The organism is Micromonospora sp. DT231 (assembly GCF_049847025.1).
Taxonomy (GTDB): Bacteria; Actinomycetota; Actinomycetes; order Mycobacteriales; family Micromonosporaceae; genus Micromonospora.
The window spans coordinates 81719-93952 of record NZ_JBNCNO010000019.1 but is presented as its reverse complement, the minus strand read 5'-3'; the positions used below and the strand labels follow the sequence as shown (position 1 = coordinate 93952).

Below are 12234 nucleotides of genomic sequence, written 5' to 3'. Positions count from 1 at the left end.
CCTCAGGTCACTCAACCGCAGCGCGGCCGGTCCCGGGTCCGGTTTGGGTCCGCGCCACCGCTCAGTCGACCTCCAGGTCGTCGAGCGAGATGGCGTGGGTCATCAACCAGCGGGCCAGCGCCGACATACCGAACAGCCACAGCGGCACCGATTCGGTGGGGCCGTTCGTGGCGTAGATGGCGAACCGCAGGTCGGGCGCGCGGTACGCCTCGATCCGCCACCGGTGTTGCCGGTCCCGCCAGACCGCCGAAGGGTCCATGGCGTCACCGTAGGTGACCGCCGCCGACCCGGGGGCCGGTTAGCCCGGCACCACCGTCGTGCCGAGCAGCCGTTGGGCGACGGACACCAGCATGGCGATGCCGATCCCGGCGAGGATCAGCCAGCCGAGGCCGCGCCAGCCCGAGCTGCGCTCGCCGACCTGCTCCGACGGCGCCCGCCACACCTCCCGGTAGGTCCAGGCGAGCACGCCCGTCCCGAACGGCAGGAGCCCGATCCAGAACCAGAACCATCGGGTGCCGGCTCGGGGCGGCGCACCACCGACAAGCCTGGCCAGCCACAGCACTGTCAACACGCCGGCGAGCACGGCGGCGGCGTCCGTCATCCGGTGCGCGGCGGCGTTCACGCCACGCCACGGTTCGGCGACGGCGGCGAGCCGCGCGTCCCACCTCGGGTTCGGCGACGGGTCGGCCTCGGCGACTGACGACTCCGAAGCGGGCGGGTCCACGAACACGTACCGGATCTGGCCGTTCGGCACGGTCCAGGCGAGCAACCCGCCGTCCGTCGCGTGCTGCAGCCGGGGACGGCTGCCCCAGTACGCGTCGTCGTCGGCCCAGCCGTCTGCCCGTTGGAAGGTCACCACCCGGCCGCTGGCGAGATCCCGGTCGAGCTGGGCCTCCGTCGACTCGCGGGGCTCCACCCACCAGGCCAGGGATGCCCACAGCACCCAGAGCACCGGCAGCCCCCAGCGCAGCGCCACCGGGAGGGCCGCACGCCATCGGCCGCCGGCGGGCCGCGACCGGGTCGGGATCAGCTCGACCATCGCTCTACCGTCGCACCCCGGGACGGTTCCTGTCAGCCCCGGACGGGCCCCGAGCCAGCGCGGGGAAACGGGCGGTCAGCGGTCCGGATGACCCTGGTCGGTCGGCACCATGGCGCGTCGGACACAGTCGCGCAGCAGAGCACGGCGGTGGTCATGGACGTCGTCGGATTCCTGGCGACTTGCCGCGTAGACGTTGCTGACCGGTGACCAGGCCATCGACATGGCGATGACCAGGGCCATGATGTCGAACGGGTCGCCGGTGCGGATCCGCCCGGCGGCCTGGGCCTCGGCGATCGCGGTGAGCTTGCGGTCGTCGTAGTGCTCGTGGGTCTCGACGAGGTGCCCGGCGGGCCGGCGCTCCAGCCGCGTCCACGTCGCCAACCGGATCAGGTCGGGACGGCGCAGGTACTCGTCGTAGAGGCGGACGGCCCAGTCCGCGAGGTCGTCGGCGTCGATGGGTACGACGTTTGTGATGCGCTCCAGCGAGCTGAGGAAGATGGCGTCGAAGAGCCGTTCCTTGTCGCCGAAGTACGAGTAGAGCTGCGCCTTGTTGGTCCGCGCCGCCGTCACGATCCGGTCGACTCGTGCGCCGGCGATGCCGTGCTGGGCGAACTCCTCGGTGGCCGCGTCCAGGATGCGCTGGTAGGTCGCGGCGCCTCGCGAGGTCAGGGGCTGCTCCGGCATACCCCCACCCTAGCAAAACAGAACAGTTGGTTTGCTTTACCTCGTGGCCCGACCTAGGCTCTAACAAACCGAACAGTCTGTTTAAGGAGTCGAGTATGCGAAGCACCACCGGATGGCAGGCCACCGACTCGTCGACGCTGCGCCGCACCCCCCTGCAGCGCCGGGACCTGCGCACCGACGACATCGCGGTACGGGTCGACTACTGCGGCGTCTGCCACAGCGACCTGCACGCCCTGCGCGACTACGACACGCACAGCGGCGCGCCGCTGGTGCCGGGCCACGAATTCACCGGCGTGGTGACCGGGACCGGCCCCGGGGTGACCACCTTCTCGATCGGCGACCACGTCGCCGTCGGCAACATCGTCGACTCCTGCGGCGTGTGCGCCATGTGCGGCACCGGGCAGGAGAACTTCTGCCACTCCTTCCCGACCCTGACCTACGGCGGCACCGACCGGCAGGACGGGTCGACCACCCTGGGCGGCTTCTCCCGCGAGTACGTCGTCCGCGAGGCCTTCGCCTATCCGCTCCCCGCCGGCCTCGACCCGGCCGCGGCCGCCCCGCTGCTGTGCGCCGGCATCACCGTCTGGGAACCCCTGCGCGCCCTCGCGGTCGGCCCCGGCAGTCGCGTCGCCGTGGCCGGGCTCGGCGGCCTCGGCCACCTCGCGGTCCGGCTGGCCGTGGCCCTCGGCGCCACCACGACCGTGATCAGCCGCAGCCGGGACAAGCGCGCCGACGCCCTCCGGCTCGGCGCACACGACCTCCTCGACTCCACCGACCCGGAACAGATGGCCACGGCACGCGACGCCTTCGACGTCGTCATCGACACCATCTCCGCACCGCACGACCTCGGCCCGTACCTGAAGCTGGTGGCGATGGACGGCACCCTCAGCCTCCTCGGCTACCTGGGCCCGGTCACCGTCGAGACCACCGCCCTCCTCGTCGGCCGCAAGCGACTCGGCTCCGCCGGCAGCGGAGGCCGGCCGGCGACAGCCGAGATGCTGCAGTTCTGCGCCGACAACGGCATCGCGGCCGACATCGAGGTGCTCCCGTCGGCGCAGGTGGCCACGGCCCTCGACCGCCTCCGGCGAAACGACGTCCGCTACCGCTTCGTCCTCGACATGTCCGACCTGGACTCCTGACCAAGGCGACGTGTCGCGGGGCTCAGGTGACGACGATCCGGGCGTCGTCGGGCAGTCGCCGGGTCGCACCGCGACGGTCCAGCAACTCCAGCAGGGGCACCGCCACCCGGCGGGTGGTGTCCAACGCCTGCCGGGCCGCGGAGAGCGTGAACGGCTGCGGCAGCCCGGCCAGCACCCGGACCGCGTCGTCGAGCGCGTCGGGCAGCAGCACCACGTTGTCGGCCAACCGCAGCAGGGCGCCGGCCCGCACCGCCGCGCCGATCTCCCGGGGACCCAGGCCGAGGTCGACGAGACGGTCCGCCTCGGGGGCGCGAAACGGCCGGTCGCCGTACTCGTCGCGGACCCGCCGCACGGCTCGGGCCACCGGCTCGGGCAACGCGTCGGCGCCCGCCGCGCCGACCCGCCCGGCGTGGATCCGCAACGGCGGCCGGACCAGCGCCTCGACAAGCAGCCGGTCGGGCAGGGCGAGTCGCTGGCGCAGCGCGTCCACCGGCATCCCCGGCTCCAACGGGTGCTCCCGCGCGTAGCGGGCGACCTCCTCGGTCACCTGGTCGCCGAGGCGCCGCCAGTGCTCGGGGTCGGCCAGCCAGTCACCGGCCACCGGCGCGGCGCGCACCGGCACGCCCATCCGGATCATGGCGCCGGCCCGGACCAGCCGTCGGCGGCGCAGCTCACCGACCAGGTCGGGTCGACCGTCCAGCGCGGCGAGGACCTGCGCGCGGGCGGCCGCGGCACCCCGGCGGGCCAGCGGCGGCGGCGCCACGTCCAGCACCCGCACCCCGCCGGCCACGTGGTGCCGGCCTGGGTCGCGCAGCAGCGCCCGGTCGCCCACCAGCAGTGGCAGCGGGCGCGACAGGCGCAGCCGCACGGTGTCCGCGCCGAGCGGTCGGACCCGGACCGGCACCGCCGCCGACCCGACGTGCAGGGTGAGGGTGGCCGGCAGGTCGGCGGCCGCGTCGCCGGCGAGCCGCACGTCGATGAGGTCGGTGTGCTGGAACCGGCCCGGGGTGAGCAGCGCGTCGCCGCGTCCGAGCCGGTCGCGGGGCGTACCACGCAGGTTGACCGCCACCCGGGCCACCGCGGCGGCCTCCGGTCGGGCCTCGCCGAGAGAGTGCAGGCCACGGACCCGGACCGGCTCGTCGGCACCGGCCAACTCCAGCACGTCACCCACCCGCAGCCGACCAGCGCCGAGGGTGCCGGTGACGACGGTGCCGCTGCCCCGCACGGTGAAGCTGCGGTCGACCCAGAGCCGGACCGGGTCGTCCACCGTGGGCGCCGGCAGTCGGGCGGTGAGCCGGTCCAGGGCGGCCCGCAGCTCCGCCAGACCGGCGCCGGTGCGGCCGCTGACCGCCACCGCCTCCACCGCGCCGAGGCTTGTCGCGCCGATCTCGGCGCGGGCCTGGGCCGTCGCCGGCCCCGGATCGGCCAGGTCCGCGCGGGTCACCGCCAGCAGGCCGTACCCGACGCCGAGCGCGTCGAGCGCGGCCAGGTGCTCGGCGGACTGCGGCATCCACCCCTCGTCGGCGGCGACCACGATCAGCGCCGCCGGCACCGGGCCGACCCCGGCGAGCATGTTGGGCACGAACCGCTCGTGGCCGGGCACGTCGACGAAGGCGACGGTGGCGCCGGAGGGCAGTGTCGTCCAGGCGAAGCCCAGGTCGATGGTCATGCCCCGGCGGCGTTCCTCGGCCCACCTGTCGGGCTCCATCCCGGTCAGCGCCCGGACCAGCGTCGACTTGCCGTGGTCGACGTGTCCGGCGGTCGCGACGACGAACACGCTCAGTCGTCCCCGGGCACGCGCAGCACGGCCACGCGGACCGCCTCGTCGGCGTCGGCCGGCACACAGCGCAGGTCGAGCAGGAGCCGGCCCCGCACCACCCGGCCGAGCACCGGCTGGTCGCCGGTGCGCAGCGGCGCGGCGTAGCGCTCGGGCAGGCTCAGCGCCCACGAGTCCAACTCGACACCGGGGGCCCCACCGCCGCCGACCACCGCGACGGCCGGCACCACCTCCGCCTTGCGGCCGTCCGCGCCGAGCCGGTCGCGCAGCCGCTCCACCCGCTCGCGCAGGGCGCCCGGGTCGGCGTGCAACGCCGTCCGGGTGGGGGTGTCCGGTCGGTGCAGGGTGGCGGCGAGCGCGGCCAGGGTGAGCTTGTCCACCCGTACCGCCCGGGCCAGCGGGTGCCGGCGCAGCCGGTCGACAAACGCGACGTCGCCGAGCAGCAACCCCGCCTGCGGGCCGCCGAGCAGCTTGTCGCCACTGGCGGTGACAAGCGCCGCCCCGGCGCGCAGAGTGCTCGTCGCGTCCGGTTCGTCGGGCAGCAGCGGATCCGCGGTGAGCAGGCCGGAGCCGATGTCGGCGACCACCGGCACGCCGAGGGTCGCCAGTTGACGCACCGGGGTCGCCGAGGTGAAGCCGGTGATCTGGAAGTTCGACGGGTGCACCTTGAGCACGAAACCGGTCTGCGGGCCGAGCGCGGCGGCGTAGTCCGCGAGCGTGGTGCGATTGGTGGTGCCCACCTCCCGCAGGCGAGCGCCGGTGCTCTCCAGCAGGTCGGACAGGCGGAAACCGTCGCCGATCTCGACGAACTCGCCCCGGCTGACCACGATCTCACGACCGGCGGCCAGGGCGGTGGCGGCCAGCACCAGCGCGGCGGCGCCGTTGTTCACCACGTGCACGGCCCCGGCGTCGGGTACGGCGGCGGCCAGGGCGTCGAGCGCGTCGCGGCCACGGCGGGCCCGTCGGCCGGTACCCAGGTCCAACTCGACGTCGGTGTGCCCGGCGGCGGCCACCACCGCGGCGACCGCGGCGGGCGACAGTGGCGCCCGGCCCAGGTTGGTGTGCAGTACGACGCCCGTGGCGTTGAGCACCGCCCGGGGGCCGGGCGCGGGCAACGCGGCGACCGCCGCGTCGCGTACCTCGTCGGGGTTGATCTCGCCGCGGCGGGCCCGCTCCTGGGCGCGGACGACGACCGCCTTGACCTGGTCGCGGCCCAGCGTCGCGCTGGCCGCGGCCAGCAGCGGGTCGGCGAGCAGCGTGTCGGTGCGGGGCACCCGGCGTCGTGGGTCCACCGGCCCGTCGCCCATCGCGTCATCTCCTGCTGCGGTTTGGCGGAGACGGACGGGAATCGAACCCGCCTGGCCCGGGTCCCGGACCACTCCGGTTTTGAAGACCGGGAGGGGCACCAGCCGCCTGAACGCCTCCACCGGACATTCGATCACACCGTGGGCGGGGCCGCCCGACCAGATGGAAGATCCATGCCGGTTCGTCGGGCGTCGGCCCGCTCGCGTTGCGGCACCACCGTGTACCGAGGGTCGCGGGCGGACGCGACGCCGCCGTAGAAGATGCCGAACCGGGTCAGCGCCGAGGCAGCCAGCAGCGCGGCGCCGGACAAGACGCTGACCGCCCGACTGCGCCGGCCGAGCAGCGCACCGGCGGCCCCACCCGCGGTGAGCAGCCGACTGGCGCGCAGCAGCCGGCCGGGCCGGCCCCGCCGGTAGGGCTCACTGAGCAGACCGAGGCGGGTCTCCACCCGGTGCGTGCCGTACAGCTCCAGGGCCGCACCGGCCACCGCCATCCGGCGGGCCGGCCCCGCCTCGTGCGGGGGCGCGGCGAGCAGACCCACGCCGGCGCCGCTGGCCAGGGCGCTGCCCGCGAAGATCACCGGCAACTCGGGGTACGCCTCGTGCCACGACGGCACCGCCGTGTCGGCGAGCAGGACCCCGGTGTACGTGGCCAGCGCCGGCGCGGTGCCGGCGGCGAGCAGCCCGGCGGCGTGCCCGATGGGCGGCAACGCGCGACCGGCCAGCCCGAGCAGACCGTGCCGGGGCAGCACGCCGGCGGCCTCGGCGATCGCGGCGACACCCGCCGCCGGCCCGTACGCGGTGAGGATCCAGGTGCCCATCGACATCGGCGAGGTCGGCTTGGCCACCCGGAGCATGTGGTGGAACCGCGCCGGTCGGCCCAGGTCCCTGATCAGGAAGACGGCGCTGGCGCTGACGGCGCCCAACGCGGTCACCCGACCGGCCCGACGCAGCGCCGGCCGCCCGGTGAGCTGCCCACCCGCGGCGAGCAGCGACGAGCCGGCGGCCAGCCCACCGGTGAACAGGTACGCCGCGATGTCCCACTTCCAGACCGGCGCCTTGAGGATGGGCCGCCCGTAGTACGACGTGAACTCGGCCTCCGGCACCCGCAGCTCCTCGCCGCCGCCGCGTCGTCCGCCCCGCCGGCCGGCGGACCCCCGCCGCGGCGAGGTCAGCTCCGCCCGGGAGTCCGCGCCCACCGCTCCCCGCCGCATCCCCGGACCACCCGAGCGGTCGGTGCCGTCGGCGGCCGATGGGTCGGTGGGGTCGGCGGCCGATGGGTCGGTGCTGGCGTTGGTGAGTCGGTCGCGGAAGCGGCGGAATCGGTCACCCGTTTCGGGGTGGTGCGCACTCACGAGGAACCTCCGACGAACGCGGCGACGGTCGCCGCCGCCATGGCCAGGGCGGCGAGGCCGGCGCGTTTCCACATCTTCGGCAGGTCGCGGGTGGTCACGACCGGGTCGGGTGGCAACCCGTACACCTCGGGCTCGTCCAACAGCAGGAAGAACGCCCCGTCACCACCGACACCGTCGTTGGGGTCGTGCCCGTAGAGGCGGGCCTCGGGGACGCCCCGCTCGTGCAGTGTCTCGACCCGGGCAGCGGCCCGCTCTCGCAGCTCATCGAGGGGCCCGTACTGGATCGACTCCGTCGGACACGCCTGCGCACACGCCGGCGTCATCCCCGCACCCAACCGGTCGTAACACAACGTGCACTTCCACGCCCGACCGTCATCCTTACGCTGGTCGATCACCCCGTAGGGACACGCCGAGATGCAGTAACCGCAGCCGTTGCAGATGTCCTCCTGCACCACCACCGTCCCGAACTCCGTCCGGAACAACGAACCCGTCGGACACACATCCAGACACGCCGCATGGGTGCAGTGCTTACAGACGTCCGACATCATCAACCACCGGAAATCCGAACGCCCCTCCGCACCGGAGCCCCGGCCCGGGGGCTGCGCCCCCGGCATCCCCAGGAACTCCGGACCCGCGCCACCCACGACGACCGGATCGGCGGCGAGGGGGGCGCCGAGCACGTCCGCCGGTCCACCCGCGGCCATCCGGGCGGCGGCGGGCGGCGCTCCGGTCGGCACACCCGGGTCCGTGCCCGTGCGCTGACCGGTGCCGGCCGCCACGGCCGCCGACGCCGCGCTTGCCGAACCGTGGGTCGGCGTACCCGCGAACGGCGGGGCGCGGTGTCCGGCCGGTCGGGGTTGCTCGATGAACGCGACGTGTCGCCACGAGTTCGCGGTCAGCGCGCCGGTGTTGTCGTACGACATGCCGAGCAGGTCCAGGCCGCTCTCCGGCACACCGTTCCACTCCTTGCAGGCCACCTCGCAGGCCTTACAACCGATGCAGACACTGGTGTCGGTGAAGAACCCCATCCGCGGCGGCGCGTCCTCGTAACCGGCCTCGGGCGCCGGATCCAACGGGCCGTAGAGGCTGTTCGGGTCAGGAATCACCGGGCTGCTCCCCCGCGCTGTCGGTGGTGACCGCCGGGGCCTGCTGGCCGGGCGTGATCCCGGCGCGCCGCTGGTAGTCGGCCACCAGGTCGAGCAGCGCCGGCCCGGTGGGCCGCCGACCCGGCCGGACATCGCAGGTGCCGACCTTGCTCTCCTGGATCAGGACGTTCGGGTCCAGGCTGATGCCGAACAGGTCGTTTGCCGAGTCGCCGGTCACCAGACCCTCGAAACCGAAGTGGTACGGCAACCACACCTGGTGGATGATCCGACCGTCCACCCGCAACGGCGTGAGCCGGTCGGTCACCAACACCTTCGCCTCGATCACCGCACGACCGCTGACCAGGTGCGCCCACCCCAGATGGGTAAGCCCCGCCTCGCCTGCCAGTTCCGGTGACACCTCGACGAACATCTCCGGTTGCAGCTCGGCAAGGGTCCGGACGGTCCGGCTCATCCCACCGGCGGTGTGGTGCTCGGTGAGCCGGCTGACCGTGAACACGTACGGGAACACCTGACTGTGCTCCTGCGGTGGGCTCGGGTTCACCGAGTTGACCGGGTGCGCGTACATCTTGCGGGTCGGATTGGCCTGCTGCCGATAGAGCGGATTACGCACCGGCGACTCCACCGGCTCGTAGTGCGTCGGCAGCGGCCCGTCCAGCACGCCGCTGGGCGCGTACAGCCAGCCCTTGCCGTCACCCTGCATGACGAACGGGTCGTCACCGGCTATGCCCTCCGTCCCGGACGCGCCGGGTGGCGGCCGGTACGACGGCGGTTTGGTCTTCTCGAAGTCCGGCACGTCGTAGCCGGTCCACTCGGACTTCTCCGCGTCCCACCAGACGTAGCGCTTGCGCTCACTCCACGGGTTGCCGTCCGGGTCGGCGGAGGCACGGTTGTAGAGGATGCGCCGGTTCGCCGGCCACGCCCACCCCCACTCGGCGGCCACCCAGTCCTGCTCGTGTCGGGACTTGCGCCGCGCCGCCTGGTTGACACCGTCGGCGTACACGCCGGTGTAGATCCAGCAGCCGATCGCGGTGGAGCCGTCCGCGCGGGCCTCGGCGAAACTGGACAGCGGGCGGCCGGTCGTCACGTCGTACCCGTTGATCTCGCGCAGCACCGACTCGGCGCTCGGCTCCGCGTGCGGACCGTGCGTGGGGTAGTCCCAGGTGAGGTCGAGCAGCGCCCGGTCACGCGGCAACGGCGAGCCGGCCAGCTTCTCCCGCAGCCTGCGCCCCAGGTGGTAGAAGAACCACAGCTCGGAGCGGGCGTCGCCCGGCGGCTCGACGGCCTTCTCCCGCCACTGCAACAGCCGCTGCGTCTGGGTGAACGTGCCCTCCTTCTCCACGTGCGAGGCGGCGGGCAGGAAGAACACCTCGGTACGGCACTCCTCCGGCACGATCTCCCCGGTGGCGACCTCGGGGCCGTTCTGCCAGAACGTGGCGCTCTCGATCATGAACAGGTCCCGGACCACGAGCCAGTCCAGGTTGGCCATGCCCAGGCGCTGCGCCCGGCCGTGCGCGGAGCCGACCGCCGGGTTCTGACCGAGCAGGAAGTACCCCTTGATCTTCCCGTCGATCATGTTGAGCACCTGCTGGTAGGTGCCGTGGTCACCGGTCAACCGGGGCAGGTAGCCGTAACAGAAGTCGTTCTCCGGCGTCGCCGCGTCACCCCAGTACGCCTTGAGCAGGCTGGCGGCGAACGACCGCGCGTTGCCCCAGAAACCCTTCTGACCCGGGTGCCGGATGCTGTCCACCCACTCGTCGAAGCTCGGGTGGTCGGCGTGGTGCGGCATCGGCAGGTAGCCGGGCAGCAGGTTGAACAACGTCGGGATATCGGTGGAGCCCTGGATGCTGGCGTGCCCCCGCAGGGCCATCACGCCCCCGCCCGGGCGACCCATGTTGCCGAGCAGCAGTTGGATGATCGCGCCGGTACGGATGTACTGCACACCGACGCTGTGCTGCGTCCACCCCACCGAGTAGATCAGCATGCCGGTGCGCTCCCGACCGGAGTTCCGCGTCCACGCCTCGGCCAACTCCAGGAACTGCTCCCGCGGGATGCCGCAGACCCGTTCCACCATCTCCGGGGTGTAGCGGGCGAAGTGGCGTTTGAGGATCTGGTAGACGCAGCGCGGGTGCCGCAACGTCTCGTCCCGTTCGGTCTGCCCGCCGACAGGTGCGCCGTGGGACTCGTGCGTCAGCCCCGCGGCGCTGTCCCGCTCCTGCTCGGTGTGCCCACTGCCGGACGAACCCTCGTGCCCCGCGTACTGCCAGCTGTCCTGCACGTAGGCGCCGGTCTCCGGATCGAACCCGGAGAAGAACCCGTCGCCGTCCTCGGTGTCGACGAACTCCTCGCTGACGATCGTCGCCGCGTTGGTGTACGACAGCACGTACTCCCGGAAGTCCAACTCGTTGTCCAGGATGTAGCGCACCACCCCACCGAGCAACGCGATGTCCGTGCCCGCCCGGATCGGCAGGTACGCGTCAGCCACCGCACTGGTCCGGGTGAACCGCGGGTCGACGTGGAAGACCTTCGCACCCTTGCGCTTGGCCTCCATCACCCACTGGAAACCCACCGGGTGCGCCTCAGCCATGTTCGAACCCTGGATGACGATCACGTCAGCGTTGGCGATGTCCTGCTGGAAATCCGTCGCACCGCCACGACCGAAGCTGGCCCCCAGACCGGGGACGGTGGCGGAGTGTCAAATACGGGCCTGGTTCTCGATCTGGAGCGCCCCCATCGCGGTGAACAACTTCTTGATGAGGTAGTTCTCCTCGTTGTCCAGCGTCGCCCCACCCAGACTGGAGAAACCCAGCGTCCGGTTGAGCGGCCGGCCCTGCGTGTCGACGTCCTCCCAGGTCTGCGCACGGGCCGCGAGCATCCGGTCGGCGATCATGTCCAGCGCGGTGTCGAGGTCCAGATCCTCCCACTGCGTCGAGTACGGACGGCGGTAACGCACAGTCGTCTGCCGCAGCGGACTGGTCACCAGACCCTTACTGGCCGAACCCTTCGGGCACAGCCGACCCCGCGAGATCGGGCTGTCCGGATCGCCCTCGATCTGGGTGACCTGGCCGTCCTTGACGTACACCCGCTGACCACAACCGACGGCGCAGTACGGGCAGACCGACCGGGCCATCGAATCCGCGTCATCGGTGCGCGCGGTGAGTCCTGCCGACCGGGTGGACTTGGCCGCGGCACCCCGACCGAGCGGATCGGTGCCGGTGAGCTGCCGGTAAACCGGCCAACCCTCGATGAAGGTACGCAGACCCATGCCCCGACACCCCCTCCCACGCGAGCGACCCCATGAACATAGGTCAACCGAGACATGTTCGCGAGTGGGGGTAGACAGACAGCGCCGCCCCCGGCCTTGTGGACCGGGGGCGGCGCTGGCGTCGGTGTGCAGGTCGCCTCTCGGCGAGTGGCGCGACGCGGCTCCAGCCAAACGGTATTCCGCGACGGCGATATTAGGTGAGGCCCGGGGACACTGAGTCACACCGACACCCTCCACAACCAGCCGGTCCCCCACGTTGTTCCCGCACTCCGCGTTCCCGCGCTCCGCCGCGCGAGCCCATCCGGTCGCAGCGCCCGCCCGTCCCGCGCGCCCGTCCCGCGCGCCCGTCCCGCCCGCCCGTCCCGCGCGCCCGTCCCGCCGCCCGTTCCGCGCGCCGGGTCCCATCGCGGTAAGGCCGGTCGCCTCCCGGCCACGGCACGCACGCCCCCAAGCGCCGCGCTGCGGGCAGCCACCACCGAACCGTGCTCGGCCAGACACCGGACGGCGCGGCGTCCGCGGCCAGCGGCAGCGGCCAGCGGGTCGGCGTGGTTTCCAGGTGCAGCGAGAT

9 protein-coding genes and 1 tRNA gene are annotated in these 12234 nt (G+C 73.0%); 1 reads left to right on the top strand and 9 read right to left on the bottom strand.

The genetic code is table 11. The features are described from left to right. Positions 1-61: 61 nt before the first annotated feature. The 3 genes from ACPXBU_RS32595 to ACPXBU_RS32585 form a co-directional block, all read right to left on the bottom strand. Complete coding sequence (locus ACPXBU_RS32595; protein ID WP_030327722.1) at positions 62-259, bottom strand: hypothetical protein; 198 nt, start codon at positions 257-259, stop codon at positions 62-64. Between the two features lie 39 nt (positions 260-298). Further along, entirely contained in the window at positions 299-1039 is a 741-nt protein-coding gene (locus tag ACPXBU_RS32590) for a hypothetical protein (protein ID WP_425761129.1), read from the bottom strand. Between the two features lie 75 nt (positions 1040-1114). Next, positions 1115-1723 (bottom strand): TetR family transcriptional regulator, encoded by a 609-nt coding sequence (locus ACPXBU_RS32585; protein ID WP_425761128.1) that lies wholly within the window; start codon positions 1721-1723, stop codon positions 1115-1117. Positions 1724-1818: 95 nt separating this feature from the next. On the opposite strand from ACPXBU_RS32585, the gene ACPXBU_RS32580 reads away from it, so the two are divergent. Beyond that, the gene (locus ACPXBU_RS32580; protein WP_425761127.1) at positions 1819-2862 is read left to right on the top strand and encodes an NAD(P)-dependent alcohol dehydrogenase; all 1044 of its coding nucleotides are present in this window, start codon (positions 1819-1821) and stop codon (positions 2860-2862) included. Positions 2863-2884: 22 nt separating this feature from the next. On the opposite strand, the gene selB is transcribed toward ACPXBU_RS32580, so the two are convergent. The 6 genes from selB to fdh form a co-directional block, all read right to left on the bottom strand. Continuing rightward, complete coding sequence (gene selB, locus ACPXBU_RS32575; protein WP_425761126.1) at positions 2885-4639, bottom strand: selenocysteine-specific translation elongation factor; 1755 nt, start codon at positions 4637-4639, stop codon at positions 2885-2887. Positions 4640-4641: 2 nt separating this feature from the next. Beyond that, on the bottom strand, positions 4642-5946 hold the full coding sequence (gene selA, locus ACPXBU_RS32570) for an L-seryl-tRNA(Sec) selenium transferase (RefSeq protein ID WP_393374848.1): 1305 nt from the start codon (positions 5944-5946) through the stop codon (positions 4642-4644). 22 nt (positions 5947-5968) lie between these two features. After that, a tRNA-Sec gene (locus tag ACPXBU_RS32565) sits at positions 5969-6064 on the bottom strand. 13 nt (positions 6065-6077) lie between these two features. Further along, complete coding sequence (gene nrfD, locus ACPXBU_RS32560; RefSeq protein WP_425761125.1) at positions 6078-7298, bottom strand: NrfD/PsrC family molybdoenzyme membrane anchor subunit; 1221 nt, start codon at positions 7296-7298, stop codon at positions 6078-6080. Next, positions 7295-8401, bottom strand: a complete 1107-nt coding sequence (locus ACPXBU_RS32555; protein ID WP_425761156.1) for a 4Fe-4S dicluster domain-containing protein — start codon at positions 8399-8401, stop codon at positions 7295-7297. Before ACPXBU_RS32555 ends, nrfD begins: the two co-directional genes overlap by 4 nt. Next, on the bottom strand, positions 8394-11666 hold the full coding sequence (gene fdh / locus ACPXBU_RS32550; RefSeq protein WP_425761124.1) for a formate dehydrogenase: 3273 nt from the start codon (positions 11664-11666) through the stop codon (positions 8394-8396). The genes ACPXBU_RS32555 and fdh overlap by 8 nt, the downstream gene beginning before the upstream one ends. Between the last annotated feature and the right edge of the window lie 568 nt (positions 11667-12234).

What these genes read in the sequence shown, in the direction of transcription:
- ACPXBU_RS32595 (WP_030327722.1), bottom strand. Translation starts at nt 259, where the DNA reads ATGGACCCTTCGGCGGTCTGGCGGGACCGGCAACACCGGTGGCGGATC.
- ACPXBU_RS32590 (WP_425761129.1), bottom strand. Translation starts at nt 1,039, where the DNA reads ATGGTCGAGCTGATCCCGACCCGGTCGCGGCCCGCCGGCGGCCGATGG.
- ACPXBU_RS32585 (WP_425761128.1), bottom strand. Translation starts at nt 1,723, where the DNA reads ATGCCGGAGCAGCCCCTGACCTCGCGAGGCGCCGCGACCTACCAGCGC.
- ACPXBU_RS32580 (WP_425761127.1), top strand. Translation starts at nt 1,819, where the DNA reads ATGCGAAGCACCACCGGATGGCAGGCCACCGACTCGTCGACGCTGCGC.
- selA (WP_393374848.1), bottom strand. Translation starts at nt 5,946, where the DNA reads ATGGGCGACGGGCCGGTGGACCCACGACGCCGGGTGCCCCGCACCGAC.